This window comes from Streptomyces sp. NPDC005574 (genome assembly GCF_040605435.1).
In the GTDB taxonomy this organism is placed as follows: Bacteria; Actinomycetota; Actinomycetes; order Streptomycetales; family Streptomycetaceae; genus Streptomyces.
Map to the genome: position 1 here is coordinate 15,837 of NZ_JBEXCW010000028.1, position 16,678 is coordinate 32,514.

19 protein-coding genes are annotated in these 16,678 nt (G+C 73.5%); 5 read left to right on the forward strand and 14 right to left on the reverse strand.

From position 1 onward, the window contains the following. Window positions 1-4: 4 nt before the first annotated feature. A complete protein-coding gene (locus ABZT03_RS19715; protein ID WP_356041002.1) occupies window positions 5-538 on the reverse strand; it encodes a hypothetical protein in 534 nt (177 codons plus the stop codon). 148 nt (window positions 539-686) lie between these two features. Next, a complete protein-coding gene (locus ABZT03_RS19720) occupies window positions 687-914 on the reverse strand; it encodes a hypothetical protein (RefSeq protein ID WP_356041004.1) in 228 nt (75 codons plus the stop codon). 607 nt (window positions 915-1,521) lie between these two features. Here ABZT03_RS19720 and ABZT03_RS19725 point away from each other — a divergent pair. The 3 genes from ABZT03_RS19725 to tgmB all read left to right on the forward strand — a co-directional run bounded on the left by ABZT03_RS19725 (window position 1,522) and on the right by tgmB (window position 3,140). Further along, window positions 1,522-1,815 (forward strand): YkvA family protein, encoded by a 294-nt coding sequence (locus ABZT03_RS19725; protein ID WP_356041006.1) that lies wholly within the window; start codon window positions 1,522-1,524, stop codon window positions 1,813-1,815. 132 nt (window positions 1,816-1,947) lie between these two features. Next, window positions 1,948-2,139 carry a putative ATP-grasp-modified RiPP gene (gene tgmA, locus ABZT03_RS19730; RefSeq protein ID WP_356041007.1) on the forward strand — a complete coding sequence of 64 codons (192 nt, stop codon included), beginning with the start codon at window positions 1,948-1,950 and terminating at the stop codon, window positions 2,137-2,139. A gap of 17 nt (window positions 2,140-2,156) precedes the next feature. Further along, window positions 2,157-3,140 carry an ATP-grasp ribosomal peptide maturase gene (gene tgmB / locus ABZT03_RS19735; protein ID WP_356041008.1) on the forward strand — a complete coding sequence of 328 codons (984 nt, stop codon included), beginning with the start codon at window positions 2,157-2,159 and terminating at the stop codon, window positions 3,138-3,140. Window positions 3,141-3,175: 35 nt separating this feature from the next. Here the strand turns inward: tgmB and ABZT03_RS19740 are convergent, their stop codons facing one another. The 5 genes from ABZT03_RS19740 to ABZT03_RS19760 all read right to left on the reverse strand — a co-directional run bounded on the left by ABZT03_RS19740 (window position 3,176) and on the right by ABZT03_RS19760 (window position 6,986). Beyond that, complete coding sequence (locus ABZT03_RS19740; RefSeq protein ID WP_356041010.1) at window positions 3,176-3,397, reverse strand: hypothetical protein; 222 nt, start codon at window positions 3,395-3,397, stop codon at window positions 3,176-3,178. Between the two features lie 152 nt (window positions 3,398-3,549). Beyond that, window positions 3,550-3,840, reverse strand: a complete 291-nt coding sequence (locus ABZT03_RS19745; RefSeq protein ID WP_356041012.1) for a DUF5133 domain-containing protein — start codon at window positions 3,838-3,840, stop codon at window positions 3,550-3,552. A 155-nt stretch (window positions 3,841-3,995) separates the two neighbouring features. Continuing rightward, window positions 3,996-5,765: an ABC transporter ATP-binding protein gene (locus ABZT03_RS19750; protein ID WP_356041014.1), complete on the reverse strand. Its 1,770-nt coding sequence runs from the start codon at window positions 5,763-5,765 to the stop codon at window positions 3,996-3,998. 85 nt (window positions 5,766-5,850) lie between these two features. Beyond that, window positions 5,851-6,396, reverse strand: coding sequence for a hypothetical protein (locus ABZT03_RS19755; protein WP_356041015.1), 546 nt, complete (start codon window positions 6,394-6,396; stop codon window positions 5,851-5,853). A gap of 23 nt (window positions 6,397-6,419) precedes the next feature. Further along, window positions 6,420-6,986: an ATP-binding protein gene (locus tag ABZT03_RS19760; protein ID WP_356041017.1), complete on the reverse strand. Its 567-nt coding sequence runs from the start codon at window positions 6,984-6,986 to the stop codon at window positions 6,420-6,422. Window positions 6,987-7,194: 208 nt separating this feature from the next. Here ABZT03_RS19760 and ABZT03_RS19765 point away from each other — a divergent pair, with 208 nt between their 5' ends. Both ABZT03_RS19765 and ABZT03_RS19770 read left to right on the forward strand, forming a co-directional pair. After that, on the forward strand, window positions 7,195-7,425 hold the full coding sequence (locus tag ABZT03_RS19765; protein WP_356041018.1) for a DUF397 domain-containing protein: 231 nt from the start codon (window positions 7,195-7,197) through the stop codon (window positions 7,423-7,425). Window positions 7,426-7,548: 123 nt separating this feature from the next. Beyond that, entirely contained in the window at window positions 7,549-8,469 is a 921-nt protein-coding gene (locus ABZT03_RS19770) for a helix-turn-helix transcriptional regulator (protein ID WP_356041123.1), read from the forward strand. A gap of 93 nt (window positions 8,470-8,562) precedes the next feature. Here the strand turns inward: ABZT03_RS19770 and ABZT03_RS19775 are convergent, their stop codons facing one another. The 7 genes from ABZT03_RS19775 to ABZT03_RS19805 form a co-directional block, all read right to left on the reverse strand. Continuing rightward, window positions 8,563-9,381 (reverse strand): SAM-dependent methyltransferase, encoded by an 819-nt coding sequence (locus tag ABZT03_RS19775; RefSeq protein ID WP_356041019.1) that lies wholly within the window; start codon window positions 9,379-9,381, stop codon window positions 8,563-8,565. Window positions 9,382-9,552: 171 nt separating this feature from the next. Further along, window positions 9,553-10,410 carry an aldo/keto reductase gene (locus ABZT03_RS19780; RefSeq protein ID WP_356041020.1) on the reverse strand — a complete coding sequence of 286 codons (858 nt, stop codon included), beginning with the start codon at window positions 10,408-10,410 and terminating at the stop codon, window positions 9,553-9,555. Between the two features lie 173 nt (window positions 10,411-10,583). Continuing rightward, entirely contained in the window at window positions 10,584-11,858 is a 1,275-nt protein-coding gene (locus ABZT03_RS19785) for an ABC transporter substrate-binding protein (protein ID WP_356041021.1), read from the reverse strand. Then, complete coding sequence (locus ABZT03_RS19790; RefSeq protein ID WP_356041125.1) at window positions 11,855-12,964, reverse strand: branched-chain amino acid ABC transporter permease; 1,110 nt, start codon at window positions 12,962-12,964, stop codon at window positions 11,855-11,857. The genes ABZT03_RS19785 and ABZT03_RS19790 overlap by 4 nt, the downstream gene beginning before the upstream one ends. 22 nt (window positions 12,965-12,986) lie before the next feature. Next, complete coding sequence (locus ABZT03_RS19795; protein ID WP_356041022.1) at window positions 12,987-13,883, reverse strand: branched-chain amino acid ABC transporter permease; 897 nt, start codon at window positions 13,881-13,883, stop codon at window positions 12,987-12,989. Then, window positions 13,880-14,713 carry an ABC transporter ATP-binding protein gene (locus tag ABZT03_RS19800; protein ID WP_356041023.1) on the reverse strand — a complete coding sequence of 278 codons (834 nt, stop codon included), beginning with the start codon at window positions 14,711-14,713 and terminating at the stop codon, window positions 13,880-13,882. The genes ABZT03_RS19795 and ABZT03_RS19800 overlap by 4 nt, the downstream gene beginning before the upstream one ends. Beyond that, window positions 14,710-15,540 carry an ABC transporter ATP-binding protein gene (locus tag ABZT03_RS19805; RefSeq protein ID WP_356041024.1) on the reverse strand — a complete coding sequence of 277 codons (831 nt, stop codon included), beginning with the start codon at window positions 15,538-15,540 and terminating at the stop codon, window positions 14,710-14,712. Before ABZT03_RS19805 ends, ABZT03_RS19800 begins: the two co-directional genes overlap by 4 nt. Between the last annotated feature and the right edge of the window lie 1,138 nt (window positions 15,541-16,678).

Genomic DNA, 16,678 nt, shown 5'->3' on the forward strand with positions numbered 1-16,678 from the left:
GGGATCAGTCCGCCCCGCGGCCGGCCCTCGCCTGGGGTCGCACCGCGGCGATTCGGCCCGCGGGCTGGGCCGCCGGACGCGCGAACAGGGCCGTGAGCGCGGCCGGCGTGGCGAGCGCGGCCGTACCGGTGATCCAGCCCGCTGCGAGGGCCGGGTCCAGGGCGCGGGAGAGGCCACGCGAGCGCAACTCGCCCTGGAACAGCCGGATTGCGGCCGGCCCGGACGGCACCGGGATCGCCGGCACGAGCACCGGCAGGACGGGGCGCACCATCGGCAGCGGCGCCAGGAGCGCGCACAGTGCGCAGACGGCGAGGGCGAAGCCGTAGACGCGCGGGGACGCGCCGTCCCGGTGTGACGGCCGGCAGAGCAGCGCGCGGCCGATCAGTGCCGCCGCGGTGAGACGGGCCGGCCAGGACGCGGGCCGGGTGGCCGAGGGCACGAGGTCCGGGCGGGCCGGCGGGGCGCTGGTCGCCGCCGGGCCGGATTCCGACGCCGACTCCCGCTCCGGGTGCGGCTGTCGGGCCGTCTCCGGGTCCACCGGGTCCGTTTGCTCCCGCCGTTCCTCGGCCAGCCGGCCGATCAGCTCGACGAGGCCTCCACGGGTCGTCCCGCGGCGGCCGCCCGCAGCACCTCCTGCCCGCAGCGGGGTTCCAGCGGTGTGCGGTCCCGCAGCGTCAGCAGCCGCGTCACGTCGGCCACCGGGCGGTGTTCGGCCGCCGCGCGCAACGCCTCCTCGGCGCTGCCGGCGTCGCGCGCGGGGGCCGGGTCAGCAGCTCGGCCGGCCAGGTCACGTCCTCCACCGACCGGTTCACTCCGGCCGCGCGCAGGGCGGCGCCGGTGACCCGCGCGTACTGGGGTGACTCCTCCAGCAGGGTGACGAGCCGGACGATGTCCTCCCACGGCCGATCGACCACGACGGCCCGCACCAACTCCCCGACAGGATCACCGAACGGACCGCTCGACGGTTCGCCGGGGGGCGAGTCGGCCGAACCGCCGGTAGGGGTAGAGGCGTCACCGGCTGTGACCGGACCGCTGCGGTCGGACGGAGCGCCGTACGGCGCCGGGCGGGCGGAACCGCCAGGCCCGGGGGCGGGAGCCGAGCCCGCACGAACGCCCGACCGTCCCCGGCCACCCGACCGGCGTGGGAGGCCGGATCGGGGGGCGGGAGGGAGCGGGCCGTGGGCGGCGTCCGGACCGCGAACGGGAACGGAACCGCGGCTGGGGACCGGACCGCCGGACGGGGCCCGACCGGCCATCGGGTCCCGACCGGCCATCGGGTCCCGACCGGCCATCGGCTCCAGACGGGCCATTGGGTCCTGACCGGCGGTCGGGCCGCGCCGGCGGTCGGAACCGGACCGTGGGCGGCGGCCGCACCGTGGGAGGCGCCGGGACCCGGGCCGAACACCGGTATCGCGCACGCCACTCGGGTGATCCAGGCGTATGAGTGCCTGCCGGCGCGCCCAGCGGGAATCCGAGTACCAGCGCCCGCTGCGTGGCGCACCGGGCAGAGGGAGGGCCGCCATGGATTCGACCACAGCGCTGATCGTCGTCGTAGCGATCGTCGCGGCACTCGTACTGGCCGTGGCGATCGGCCTGTTCGTACGACTCGTCCGGGCCCGCCGCGGACTGCGGCGGGCCGGACTTCCCACCGGACCGCGCTGGGTGTTCTGGGGTGCTCTGCTCTACTTCGTGCTGCCGACGGATCTGCTGCCCGACCCCATCTATTTGGACGACATCGGTGTACTGCTTCTCGCCCTGCGCTCCATGCGCGGGCCGTCCGCAGACCGGACCGGCGAGGAGCTGGACCGACTCTGATCACGGAGAGTAAGGAAACCAATCACCCGTTCGATTCGTATAAGTCTGAGGAAGCCGAAGGAAGTCGGCGGACCGGGCGGGGTCGAAGGGTGACGTCCGCCTGACCGAAGCAGCACCGGCGAGGGGAAAACGATGCAACCGTTCACGCTCAACTACGCACGTCCGGCAGCGGAGTTGGAGGCCGTTGTGCCATATGTCTACGACTCCGGGCTGCAGTTGAACGTGCTCTTCGACGGACGGCCGGCCGCCAGCGACAAGGCCCTCCTGAGAGAGCTGGGGACAACCACCTCCACGGCGGGCTCCAAGACGCACTTCGACGACTGAACGCGGAACCGCCCGATATGACCGTGTTGATTCTGACCTGTGAAGAGGACGTCACCGCCGACATGGTGATCGTTCATCTGAACGCGTCGTCCGTCCCGGTGGTCCGGCTCGACCCCGCCGACCTGACCGGCGGCGTCGCCCTGTCCGGCGAGTACGTGCACGGCGCGTTCCGGGGTCATCTCTCCGTCTCGGGGCGCCTGGTGAGCATCGGCGGCCTGCGCTCCGTGTGGGTGCGCAGGCCGGGTCCCGCCGCCTCCCGGGCGGCCGCGCCCTCCGACTGGCTGACCGAGGAGTCGGGGCAGGCGCTGTACGGCATGCTCCGCGGCTCGCGGGCCCGTTGGATGAACCACCCCGACGCGGCCCGCCGGGCCCGTCACAAGCCCTGGCAGCTGCGGCTCGCCCAGCGCTGCGGTCTGCCGGTGCCGGCGACGCTGATCACGACGTTCCCGCAGGCCGCCCGGGAGTTCGCGGCGCGCTATCCGGACCTGGTGGTCAAGCCGGTCTCCGGCGCCCATCCACAGGATCCGCCGAGGGCCGTCCCGACCAGCCGGGTCTCCCCCGACGCGGACTTCTCGGCCGTCGCGTTCGGTCCCACCCTGCTCCAGCGCCGGGTGGCCAAGCGGGCCGACATCCGGCTCACCGTGGTGGGCGATCGGTTACTGGCCGCGCGCAAGGCGGTTCCCGCGGACGCGGACCCGGAGGAGGTCGACGTCCGTTTCGCCACGAACGCCACGCCCTGGCAGGCCACGGAGGTGCCTCCGCGGATCGCCCCGGCCGTCCTCGCTTACCTCCACGAGGCCCAACTCACCTACGGGGCCTTCGACTTCGCCGAGGACGCCGACGGGACCTGGTGGTTCCTCGAATGCAACCAGTCGGGCCAGTTCGGCTTCGTCGAGGTGGAGACGGGACAGCCCATCGCCCGGGGGATCGCCGAGTGGCTGGCCGAGCCCGGGCCGGAGCGGGACCTCCGCGCCAACGGCGCGAACACGACGGTGCCCTGAGCGGGGATCAGAGGGGGCAGCGGAAGGGGCGGGGATCAGTAGCGGGGTCCCGGGGGCGGCGGCAGGGCCGCCCGCTGCCATCCGGCACCGGGGGCCGGCTGGCGCTCGGGAGCCGGCGCGGCGCCGCCGAAGGACCGCAGCGGGCGCATGACGTACTCCAGTTCCCTGGTCACGCGCTCGGCCTCCCTGCGGGTCTGAGTGGGGATGTCGCCGCGCTCCGCGACGAGCCGGTCGTAGATGGGGGAATCCTGGAACACCCGTGCACGCGCCTTTCGAGTCGTGGCCCACGCGCATGGGCACGACTGTCAAGTGTAGGGGCCCCCGCACGGCGGGGTGCGTTTTCCCCGGGGGACTTGACGGGGGCGACGCCTCCGTGGGCGGCCGGATCCCGCGGCCGCCCACCCGTACGTCACACGGCCAGCAGGTCGTTCTCGCCGTCCGAGTCCGTCGCCCTGGCGGAGTCCGCCGAGGTGACGGGGTACACGGTGACGACCCGCGGCCGCTCCGCGGCGACGAGCACCGCGTCGGCGCGGGCCACCGCCTCATGGAGACTCGTAGTGCCCATCGTCACACACAGTGTGTAGGTCACGTCTTCCAGTTCACGTGCCACAGCCACGTTCTCCCGCTGCGCCTGAGCGATCCGCAGCGATGCGTAACGCGTCAGAAGTTCCCTGACGACCTTCGGGTCCGGAACGAGCACGAAACGCCCCTCTCTAGTGTTTCGCTTCGTGTGCCCGGCCTGGGCGGAACCATTCACCATCACCGCAAACACGTACACGAATGGCGCGATTCCTTCGCTGCCGCACCGGCAGACCGGTACCGCACCGCGGGCACCGCGCGGGTGTCCGGCCGGCCTCAGGCGACCTGTCCGCCGTGCAGGGCGGTGTACGCCCCGTCCCGGTGCAGCAGTTCCTCGTGCGTGCCGATCTCCCGGATCCGTCCGTCGTCCATCACCACGATCCGGTCCGCGCCCCGCACGGTGGACAGCCGGTGCGCCACCACGAAGGTGGTCCGGCCCCGCAGCAGTCGGGCCAGCGCCTCCTGGACGAGCGCCTCCGAGCGGGTGTCCAGCGCCGAGGTCGCCTCGTCCAGGATCAGCACCCGCGGGTCCCGTATCAGGGCGCGGGCGATGGCGAGCCGCTGGCGCTGTCCGCCGGAGAGCCTGGCCCCCCGCTCGCCGACCAGGGTGTCGAGGCCCTGCGGGAGCCGGTCGACGAACTCCAGGGCGTTGGCGTCGCGCAGGGCCGCGCGCACCGTCTCCTCGTCGGCGTCGTCCATGCCGTAGGCGACGTTCTCGCGGATGGTGCCGTCGAAGAGGATCGACTCCTGCGGCACCACCGACACGAACCGGCGGTAGGTGCGCAGGTCGAGGGTGTTCATGTCGGTCCCGTCGAGCAGCAGCCGGCCCGCCGTCGGCCGGATGAACCCGATGACGAGGTTGAGCACGGTGGACTTGCCCGCGCCGGAGGCGCCCACCAGGGCGACGGTCTCCCCCGGGGCGACGGACAGCGTGAAGTCGCTCACGGCGGGGCGGCCGCCGTGCTCGTAGGCGTGGCCGACCCCCTCGAAGGTGACCGCGCCGCGCAGTGCGGTGAGCTCCGCCTTGCCTTCGTTGTCCTCCAGTTCGGGCGCCTGGAGCACCTCGCCGACCGAACGGACGGACTCCAGCCCCTTGGTGATGACGGGCGCGAGACCGGCGAGCGTGGTGGTCGAACCGGTGAGCGTGGTCAGGAAGGCACTGAGCATCACCACGTCGCCGGCGGTGACGCCCCAGACGCCGTAGTACGAGACGAGCGCCGCACCGGCCAGCACCAGGACGCCGACCACGTTGAGGACGACCCAGGCGAGCGAGCCGAAGCGGCCGTTGACCAGGTCGAGGCGCATCCCGGAGGTCAGCAGGCGGCTGAGTGTGCCGTCCATGCGGCGCAGCGCCTTGCCCTCCAGGCCGTGCGCGCGGGTGACCGGGATGAGCCGGGTCATCTCCGTCACCCGGGACGACAGGGTCTCCACCTCCTGGCGGAAGTGCTCGTTGTGGGTGCGCAGCCTGGCCCGCAGCCGGGCGACGACGAGCGCGGCGGCGGGCACGACCACGACGAAGAGGGGGACGAACTCCGGGGTGCGCACGGCGATGATGACGAGGCCGCCGACGAGCACGGTGATCGCGCCGAGCCCCGTCTCCGCGGTCTGCTGCACCATCGTCTCGACGGTCTCCACGTCCCGCACGACCTTGGCCTGGAGCACGCCGGCGCTGACCCGGGAGTGGTAGCCGATGGACAGCTGCTGCATGCGGGTGCACAGGGCGGACCGCAGGGCGGTGCCCATGCGGCGCACGCTGCCGTACAGCAGACGGACGTACAGCAGGTGCAGCGGATAGTTGACCAGCAGGATGAACAGGATGATCCCGGTGCTGGTCCAGAGCCGGGAGATCGGCTGGTGCTGGACAACGGTGTCGATGATGGACGCGGTGATCAGCGGCAGCAGCCAGACCGGACTGTGCTTGACGGTGAAGACGACGACCGCTCCGGCCAGACGGCGGCGGTCGGCCCGCAGCAGGTAGGCGAGCGTGCGGACGGGGTGTTCGCCCAGGTAGCGGTGGTCGAGTGGTCTCTCGTGCGGCGACGCCATGGGTGGTGGCCTTCCGGTTACCGGGGGCGGGGCAAGCGCTTACTGCCCCGGTCGGCCGCGGAGTACACACCACGGGGCGGGTGCCCTACTCCCCCAGGGTGCGGGCGAGTTCCGTGGTGGCCCGGGCGATGTCGCCGTCCTCCTCGTCCAGCAGCCGGCGCAGGACACCCCGCCGGGCGTGCACCGCCTTGCGGGCGGCCCGCTCCCACACCACGTGGTTCTCCCGGTGGTTGAGGAGTTTGGGGTAGACGGCCGCGGTGCTCTCCCACTGGCGGGCGTCGGCGATGCACTTCAGCAGCTGGATGATCTCCGCCCGGCAGGTCACGTGCGGCAGCTGGGCGAGTTCCCACAGGAAGGGGACGGTCGCCGCGGTGGCCTGCTCCACGACGAACCCGTACTGGCAGATGCGTTTCCGCAGTTCCCCGAGGGCGGTCCGGGCGGTGACGGCGTCGCCCCACGCGACGCCGTTCAGCAGCAGCGGGATCGCCGCCGCGCAGCCCGTGGAGTCCTGGATCTCCTGCCACGGCACCTGGCCGAGGGACATCAGGGGCGTGCTCGTGGCCACTCCCTTCTGGGGCGTGGCGTGGTCGGTGCGCTCGGTGCTCGGCTCGTGCGTCGGAGCGGTGCGCATGGCGAAGGGCCTTTCCGCGGCGGTCATACGGGGGGAGGGAGGGCCGACAGTCTGGCCCACACGGTCTTGCCGTCCGGGGGATGCGGGGTCCAGCCCCACTCCTCCGCGAGGGCGTCGACGATGCACAGGCCCCGGCCGTGTTCCCGCAGTCGCGAGTCGTCGGCGGGGCGGGAGGGGAGCGGGGCGTCACCGGGATCGGAGACGGCGAGCGTCACATGGGCGGGGTCGAGCGTGAGCCACAGCCACACCTCGGGTTCGGCCCGGGGCGCTCGCGGAACACCGTGCGCCACGGCGTTGGCCGCGAGTTCGGTGATCACGAGGACGGCGTCGTCCCCGCGGTGACCGAGCGACCAGCAGCGCAGCGTGTCCTGGGTGAAGGCCCGGGCCCGGGCGAATCCCGCACGGTCGCAGCCGATCCGCAGGGCGGCGGACTCGACGGGGCCGCTCCCCTGCGGCGGCCCCGAATGCGACGGCTCGGCCGGCTCGGCCGGCCGGAGCGGTCGCGCGAGCCCGCCGTTCCAGGTCGCCGCACCTGCCCCGGACACAGTCCGGCCCAGTGGCCGCAGCGTGTGGTGCACAGGTGCTGACACGGCATCTCCCTGATGCGACGTCAATACGGGGCGTCCACCCGGGGGTTGACGCCGCAGCTATTATCCACGCTGAAGGCGCTCGTGTGCAATTGCACGAGAAATTGCGCGCCTGACGTGTGAGGCGGAGGGGGCCGGCGAAGCCGCCCTCCTCCCGCCCCGGCGAGCCGGGCCCAGTGCCCGGCGGGGAAGTGAAGAGCAAGGAGAGGGAGTGTCACCAGTGCGGAACGGAGTGCGGGCGAGCTCGTTGGACGCCCGATGGATCAAGAGCCGGCACAGCAACGCCGAGGGGAACTGCGTCGAGGTGGCCACCCTGGCCGGCGGAGGCATCGCCCTGCGCAACTCCCGCGATCCCGACGGTCCCGCACTCGTCTACACACCGGCCGAGGTCGCGGCGTTCCTCGCCGGCGCCAAGGACGGCGAGTTCGATCATCTGCTGTGACGGCGGCGGTCACCGGCCCGGCTGAAGCGGAGGGCAACTCCCCTGTTTACCACGGGGGATGGGGTCGAAACGGCGCCGTGCGCTAGGGTGAATGGTCTCTGTGCCGGCCCGCTGGGAGTCATGATGTCTGCCGATTCGCATCGCATCTCCCGCCTGGAACCGTACCTGGAGCGCCCCGAACCCGCGCCGACGCTGCTGAAGATGCTGGTCGGCGTCCAACTGGCGGGCTTCCGCGAGGACTCCGGGCTCGCCCAGGACCAGGCGGCGCGCGCCCTCGGGTTCAGCGCGGCCAAACTCTCCCGCATCGAGTCGGGCAAGGGCCGCAGGCCCCCCGCGGAGGCCGACGTCCAGGCGCTGCTGCGGCTGTACGGCACCGAGGACTACGAGGCGTCGGTGCTCCTCAAGCTGTTGCAGCGCGCCGGCGAGCCGGGCTGGTGGCAGCGCTACGACAAGCGGCTGATGCCGGAGTGGTTCGACCGGCTGGTCGGACTCCAGGAGGCGGCCGCCGCGATCCGCACCTTCGAGATCCAGTACGTGCCCGGCCTGTTGCAGACCCCCGCCTACACCGAGGCGGTGGTGCGGCGCGGTCTGCCGTCGGCACCGGCGAGCGAGGTCCGGCGCCGGGTGGAACTGCGCACCAGACGGGCCCGGTTGCTGCACCGAACGGACGCCCCGCAGCTGTGGGCGGTCGTCGACGAGTCGGTGCTGCTGCGTGTCCTGGGCAGCCGCGAGGTCATGCGGGAACAGCTCGGGCACCTCGTCATGATGGCCGAGCGCTCCCATGTGACCGTGCAGATCGTGCCGTTGGACGTGACGAACGCCTCGGCACCGGCCATCCCGGTCACATATCTGCGGTTCGGCGGTCTCGACCTGCCCGACGTCGTCTATCTGGAGCACATCAAGAGCGCCAACTTCCTGGAGGACCGCGACGAGACCGAGGAGTACCGGGTGGCCCTCGACCGGCTCGCCGACGAGGCCCTCACTCCGCGCGAGTCCCTGGACCTGCTGCACCGGACGATGGAACAGCGCTACCCGCGTCCCTGACCGGCGCGACAGCCGGGCCCGTGAGCGGCTCGACAGCCGTCAGGGCCGGGGGAACCGCCCGTCCGCCGGGGCGGGCGGAGCGAGGGCGGCCGGTCAGCGGATACGGCCGACGCCGCCGAACTCGATCCATTCCTGGGTGAGCTGACGGGGCGCCACCTCGGAGTCGGGCCGCCAGGTCGACACCTCGACCAGGCCCGGGTCGAGGATGTCCAGCCCCTCGAACAGGGCTGCGACGTCCTTCTCCTGCCGGACCCGCCCCCAGTGGCCCTGCGTGACCTGGTCCATGAAGTCGGTGACGAACTCGCGGACCTCGGGGTCCTCGCTGACGAGCTGGCACATCAGCATGAAGCTGCCGGGGGCCAGCCGGTCGGCCACCCTGCGGGCCAGGGCGAGGGGGCCGTCCGTCTCGCTGTCGGGGATGCAGTGCATCACCGAGTTGAAGAGCACGGCGACCGGCTGGGAGAAGTCGATCAGGCGCCGGGTCTCCGGGTGCGAGAAGATCGCGTCCGTCTCGCGCATGTCCGCGTGGATGACGGCGGTGCGCTCGTCCTGCTCCAGCAGGGCCCGGCCGTGCACCAGCACCATCGGGTCGTTGTCGACGTAGACCACGTGGGTGTCGGGGTTGATGTCCTGGGCGACCTGGTGAACGTTGTCCTGCGTGGGCAGGCCGGATCCGTGGTCGAGGAACTGGCGGATTCCGTGCTCCGCCGCCAGCGTGCGCACGGCTCGCTGGAGGAAGCGCCGGTTGTTGACGGCCAGCCGACGCGTGCTGGGCACGACCTTGTCGAGTTCCTCGCACGCCGCCCGGTCGGCGGCGTAGTTGTCCTTGCCGCCCAGGTAGTGGTCGTACATCCGGGCGGCCGTCGGTACGGTGGCGTCGATCGACGTGGACAGCTGCTTGCCGGTGGTCATCGTTCCCCCTGATGCGCGCCGCGCCAACTGGACTGGCAGGACAGGGAGTCCATCCTAGGGACCGGTTCTTCGCCGGTGCCAGTCCACGAACGATCCCGGCCACGCGACGACGGCCGGCGGGGCCGGCGGCGGACGGGCCGCGGGTCCCGCCGGGGAGCGGTGCGGGAGGTCTCAGACGGCGTCCAGTTCCGCGAGTTCGCCCGCGTCGAGCACGAGTTCGGCGGCGGCCGCCGAGTCGCGGATCGTCTCGGGCCGGCTCGCGCCCGGGATGGGCACGACCACCGGTGAGGCGGCCAGCATCCAGGCCAGGCACACCCGCTGCGGGCTCACCCCGTGTGCTTCCGCGATGCGCGCGAACGGGGCGTAGGAGGAGCCGAGTTCACCCGCCCGGGAGATACCGCCGAGCGGGCTCCAGGGCAGGAAGGCGATGCCGAGCTCGTCGCACAGGCGCAGTTCCGGCTCGCTGGAGCGGAAGGCCGGGGAGAACTGGTTCTGCACGGAGACGAGCCGGCCGCCGAGGATCTCGGCGGCCTGCCTGATCCGGTCGGGGTCGGCGTTGGAGATGCCCGCCATCCGGATCTTCCCCTCGTCGAGGAGGTCCCGCAGCGCGCCGACCGACTCGGCGTAGGGCACCTTCGGGTCCGGCCGGTGGAACTGGTAGAGGCCGATGGCCTCCACGCCGAGCCGCCGCAGGGAGTCCTCGCAGGCCCGCCTGATGTGCTCGGGCCTGCCGTCCAGCGTCCAGCTGCCGTCACCGGGGCGCAGGTGGCCGCCCTTGGTGGCGACAAGGACGTCGCGCCCCAGGTCGTGCGAGGCGAGGGCCTTGGCGATCAGGGTCTCGTTGTGACCGACCTCGTCGGCGTCGCGGTGGTAGGCGTCGGCGGTGTCGATGAAGGTGACGCCGGCGTCGAGCGCGGCGTGGATGGTGGCGAGGGAGCGGGTCTCGTCCGGCCGGCCCTCGATGGACATGGGCATGCCGCCCAGACCGATGGCACTGACGTCGACGTCACCGATGCGGCGAGTGTGCATGTGCTCGTGACCTCTTCCGGCTTGTCGTGCGGAACCGTTGGCGTCCGGCATGCCCCGTACGGGCGGCACGCCGGACGCACCCCAGCCTCGCTCGCCGGTCGCCCGAGGTCCAATAGAGGAAGAAGAACGGATTCAGTGCCGGCGTGGCTGAATCCCGCCGGCCGTCCGGGCCCTCACGACGTGCGGGACTTCAGGTACTCCTCCACGCCGGGGGCGCGGTGCGCGTCCTCCACCCCCACCAGGCCGCCGACCGCCTTCGCGTCCGGCCGCAGCACACGGGTCTCCAGGCTCGCGGGCCGGGAGTTGTCGGAGAAGTCCTGCGGGCTGCCGAGTCCGGTGTCGGCGTTCTTCTGCGCCCGGTGCGCGGCGACCACGTCCTCACGGGCGAGGCTGCCCGCCGCGCAGGCCTTCTTCAGGTCGGCGCCCATCAGCTCGGCCGCGTTGTAGCCGGACAGGACACCGGAGTCCACCGGGGAGCCCGGGAACTTCTTCGCGTAGGCGGCCACCATGCGCCGTACGCCCGGCAGGTCGGAGCTGACGGCCGGCGCCGCGCTCACCACGCTGAGCATGGCGTCCAGGGCGGGGCCCGCGGGCGTCTTCATGAGCTGCGGCGCGAACCCCGGGGCGCTGCTGACGATCGGCACGCGCAGTCCCCGGGAGGCCGCCACTCCGGCCAGCGAGGCGGTCTGGGCGGGGCCGGCGCTGATCAGGATCGCCTTGACCTTCGCCTTGCGCAGCGCGGACACCTGTGCGGACAGGTCCGTGTCCGTCGCCTTGATCTTCTGGGCGACCACCTTCACACCGGCCCGGCCGGCCGCCCAGGTCGAGCCCTCCAGCGCGTTGGCGCCGTAGTCGCCCTCGAAGTACACGTGCCCTATGGTGTCGCCCTTGGTCAGCCCCTTGGTGCGGGTGAGGAAGTCGACGGCGGCGAGCATGTCGACGTCGTAGGTGGTGCCCAGGACCTGGACGGAGTCCTTCCCGAGGAGGGAGGCGGCCCAGGCCTGCGGGAAGGTCAGCAGATGGTCGCGCTCGATGTCGTCGAGCAGCGCGGCGACCACCGGCGATCCGATGACCTGCGGCAGGGCGACCACGTCCGGGGCGATGTCGGCGTAGGAGGTCACCGCCTTCTGCACGTCGTAGCCGTGGTCCTTGACGACGATCTCGACGCGGCGTCCGCAGATGCCGCCCTTGGCGTTGGTCTCGTCGGCCCACATCTGCTGGGCCTGCACGATGCTCTTGCCGAGGGTGGCGTAGGGGCCGGTGAGGTCGGTGAGCGCGCCGAGCCTGATGGTCCTGTCGGTGACGCCGGGGCCGGTCTTGACGCCGTCGGCGCCGCTTCCGCCGTCCTGGCTGCCGGCCTTGGAACTGCAGCCGGTGCCCGCCAGCAGCAGGGCCAGGGCCGCGGCTGCGACGAGTTGGGTGCGGTGTCTGTGGTGCGTGGTGGTCACGGGGTGTGCTCCCTGGGTCGTACGGCTTCGGCGGGTGGTCGGGGGGCGGTCGGGGCGGGGGGCGGGGTACGGGGCCGGCGGCGCCGTACGCGGTCCAGGGCCCGCCGGGTCAGACCGTGCAGGCCGTCGGGCGCGAACAGCAGGACCAGGACGATCGCGGCGCCGTAGAGGTAGCGGGCCGCCTCGGTCGGGCCGACCGCGCCGTCCCCGGAGCCCGGGGCCGTCACCAGCGGCAACTGGTCGGCGTAGCGGGTCATCAGCAGGGGCAGCGCGGTCACGAACACGGCTCCCGCGGCGGCGCCGGCGACGGATCCGAGTCCGCCGAGCACGATCATCGCGAGGTAGTCGACGGACAGGGCCAGTCCGAAGTAGTCGGGCACGACCCGGCGGAAGGCCAGCGCGAGGAGCACCCCGGCGAGTCCGGCGTACATCGAGGACGTGACGAAGGCGGCCGAGCGGTAGCGGGCCACGTGCACGCCCATCACGGCCGCCGCGGTCTCGCTGTCCCGCAGCGCCGTCAGGGCCCTGCCCGGCCGGCCGCGCAGCAGACCACGGGCGGTGAACCAGGTCAGGGCGAACAGGGCCAGACCGAGGTACCACAGGCGTTCCTCGGCGCCGAACGGCACGCCCAGCACGACGAGTTCGGGGTCGTCGGCGGTGAACCCGAAGCCGCCCAGGGTGAGCGGCGGCACCGACCGGCCGTTGAATCCGCCGGTGACGGAGTCCGCGGTGAGCAGCAGATGGTGGCCGAGGAAGACCAGCGCGAGCGTCGCGACGCCCAGGTAGATGCCGCGGACCCGGCCCGCGACGGGACTGAACAGTCCGCCCACCGCTCCGGCGAGGAGCACCGCGAGGACGGCGGCGAGCGCGGGCGGCAGCGCGGGGCCGGGTTCGCCCGCCAGCCACACGTAGCCGTACGCGCCGACCGCGAGGAAGAAGGCGTGGCCGAGGGAGAGTTGGCCGGCGCTGCCGGTCAGCAGTCCGAGGCCGACGGCGCCGATGGCGGCCGCCAGGGAGAACAGGCCGATCCGCAGCCAGAACGCGTCGAGGTAGAAGGGCAGGGCGCCCAGGACGAGGACGGTCAGGGCCACCGCGGCGCGGCGCACCGCCGGCCGCCCGGATGCGAGGTCAGACACGGGTCGCTCCCTTGCCGCCGAACAGCCCGGCGGGCCGTACCAGGAGCACCAGCACCATCACGGCGTACGGCGCGACGTCGCCGAACCCCTCGCCGAGGACGTGCAGTTCGGTCTGGTAGCCGGCGACCAGCGCCTCGGTCACACCGATCAGGAGGCTGCCCGCGAGGGCTCCGCCCGGTGATCCCATGCCGCCGAGGATCGCCGCCGGGAACGCCTTCAGGGCGATCTGCCCGGTGGTCCGCTCCAGTCCGGGGGCCGGGAACGCGGCGAGGAAGACGGCGGCCAGGGCGGCCAGCGCGCCGGCCAGGCACCAGGCGAGGGTCCGCACGCGGGCCTGCCGTATGCCCATCAGGGCGGCCGCCTCCGGGTCCTCGGCCGACGCCCGCAGGGACAGGCCCCAGCCGGTGAACCGGAAGAGGGCGAACACCGCGGCGATGACCACGGCCGACACCGCTACGGCGGCGAGCCGGCTGTCGGCGACGGTCAGCGGGCCGAGACGGGTCACCGAGTCGCCCCAGGGGTCGCCCAGGGACAGCAGGTCGCCGCCGATGCGCCGGGACAGGTCGGTCAGCAGGACGATGTCGACGCCGATGGTCACGATGGTCTGCACATGGGCGCCGTGCGCGTCCTGTTCGCCGCGCTGGAGCAGCAGCCGGTCCAGGGCGCCGGCCACGGCCGCGGTCGCCAGGGCGGCCACGGCGAGCGCACCGGCGAAGCCCAGGTCGTCGTGGAGGACGGCGGTGAGGTAGCCGCCGAGCAGGAGCAGGGAGCCGTGGGCGAAGTTCAGTACGCCCGACGCCTTGAAGATGACGACGAAGCCGAGGGCTACCAGCGCGTACACGCTGCCGAGGGCCAGGCCGTCGAGGAGGTTGTCGAGGACGTCGGTCATGCCACGTCCTTTCGTGGGGTCTCGGTGCCGAGGTAGGCGCGGAGCACCTCGGGGTCCCTGCGGACCTCGTCGGGGGTGCCGTGGGCGATGGACCGGCCGAAGTCGAGGACGGTGACCTCGTCGGCGAGCCGCATGACGAGGCCCATGTCGTGCTCCACCAGCAGCACGGACAGGCCGAGCCGGGCGCGGACGTCCCGGACGACGTCGGCCGTACGGGCCCGTTCGGCCGCGTTCATGCCGGCCACCGGTTCGTCCAGGAGCAGCACCGCCGGCTCCAGGCAGAGGGCACGGGCGAGCTCGACGCGTTTGCGGTCGCCGTACGACAGGAGGCCGACGGGCCGGTCGAAGTGGCGCTCCAGGCCGACGAGTTCGGCGATCTCCCGGGCCCGCTCCAGGTGGTCCCGCTGCTCCCGTACGGCCCCCGGCAGCCGCAGCGCGCTCGCGGCGAAGCCGGCCCGGGACAGGGCGTGCCGGCCGAGCATGAGGTTGTCGGCGACCGTGCCGCCGGTGGTGACGATGTTCTGGAACGTGCGGGCCACGCCGAGGGCGGCGATCCGGTGCGGGGCGAGCCGGGTCAGCTCGTCGTCGCCGAGCCGCACCGTGCCGCCGGCCGGCCGGCACAGGCCCGACAGGACGTTGAAGCAGGTCGACTTGCCGGCCCCGTTGGGCCCGATCAGGGCGTGCACGGAGCCCGGCGCGACGGTGAAGGACACGGCGTCCAGCGCGGTGAGGCCGGCGAAGCGGACGGTGACGTCCTGTGCCCGGAGCGCGGGCGGCGGGCCGGTCCGGCCGGTCGCGGGGTGGCGGGGGCGGAGTCGCGGGCTGTTCACGCGGCCCCCTGTCCGGGGAGGGGCGGGTGGTCGGCGGCGGACTCTTCCGTCTCGGCCGCTTCCCCGGTCTCCTCGCCGAGGTAGAGGCGGCGTACCGCGTCCGTGCGGGCGAGGTCGTCCGCGGGGCCGGACAGCCGGACCTCGCCGACCTCCAGGACGTAGGCGTGGTCGGCCAGGGAGAGCGCCATGCCGGCGTTCTGTTCGACCAGCAGCACGGCGGTGCCCTGCGCGTGGATCTCGCGGATCACCTCGGCGATCCGGTACACCATCTGCGGTGCGAGGCCCAGCGACGGCTCGTCGAGCAGCAGCAGGCGCGGCGCCGCCATCAGGGCCCGGCCGATGGCCAGCATCTGCTGCTCGCCGCCCGACAGCAGGCCGGCCGCCTGCCGGGTGCGTTCGGCGAGCCGGGGGAACAGGGCGAACACCCGGTCCCGGGACTCGCGCACCAGCGCGGGGCTGCGCCGGCCGAGACCGAGTCCGCCGCTGCGCAGGTTCTCCTCGACCGTGAGCCCGGCGAACACGCGCCTGCCCTCGGGGACCTGGACGACTCCGGCCCGTACGGCGGCGACCGGGTCCCGGCCGTCGAGCACCGTGTCGCCGTACCGGACCCGGCCGGCCGTGACACTGCCACGGTGCAGGCGCAGCGTGCCGGAGACCGCCCGCAGCAGGGTCGTCTTGCCGGCGCCGTTCGCGCCGAGCAGGGTGACGACACCGCCGTGCGGGACGGTCAGCGACACCGACCGGAGAGCGGACAGGGCACGGCCGTAGGTCACGTCGAGGCCCTCGACGTGCAGGGCGGACTCGTCGTCCGGTGGTCTTCCGGGCATCGCGGCTCCTCGGGGCCGTGCCGGCGGGCACGGCGCGTCGGGGGGAAAGGAAGCTCACGACAACACGGGCGCCGGGCACCGGTACAGATCCCACGACGGGCTCGCTGCGCCGTCCCAACCCGAACCCGATGCGTCTGTGCGGACGCCCAAGGGGCTGGTGGGGAGAGGCCGACCGGGCCGGGCCGTCGGCGGCGGGCGGGCGCGACCGACCGGACGACGGTCTCCCGACGGCCCGGGTGCGGCGGGCACGCGGGGGGTGAACGGGCTCGGGGCGAGGTCGGGCAGGCAGGAGACGCCGAGCCGCCGCAGCGGGCCACCCGCCAGGGCAGGCGCGCGAGCGCCAGGAGCGGGCGAGCGAGGCCGGCTGCCGCGTCAGTTGCGCCCGAGCCGCCTGCCCACCGGGCCGCCAGGCCGCCAGGCCGCCGGACCAGGACCGCCCCGCCCGGCCCGGCCGGCCGCGCGAGCGGGCGCTCTCCCGTATCCGCCGATCGCCGCCGCGTTCGTCAGGGGCCGGCCGCGCGAGCCGGCGTACCGGCGGAAGCCCGTGAACGCGGTTCACCGCTGCGGCAGTCGGACCGGACACACCGGACCGTCCGACGAGGACCGCCCCGTCGGCCCGGCGCGCGAGCGGGCGTTGTCGCCGGGAGCCGGTGGACGCGGTTCGCCATCGCCGGCAGTTGTGCCGGACACGCCGGACCGCCCGGCGATGCCCCCCTTCGGCCCGCGCCGTGCGAACGGGCGCGCACGCCAGGAGCGGGCGAACCGCCGCCCGGCCGCTCCCGCCGCCCCCGACACACCGGACCCCCCGACGACGACCGCCCCGCCGGTCCGGCGCGCGAGCGGGTGTTGTCGCCGGGAGCCGGTGGGCGCGGTTCGCCATCGCCGGCAGTTGTGCCGGACACGCCGGACCGCCCGGCGATGCCCCCCTTCGGCCCGCACCGTGCGAGCGGGCCCGAGCGCCAGGAGCGGGCGAACCGCCGCCCGGCCGCTCCCGCCGCTGCCCCCGACACACCGGACCCCCCAACGACGACCGCACCGCCGGCCCGGCGCGCGAGCGGGTGTTGTCGCCGGGAGCCGGTGGGCGCGGTTCGCCATCGCCGGCAGTTGTGCCGGACACGCCGGACCGCCCGGCGATGCC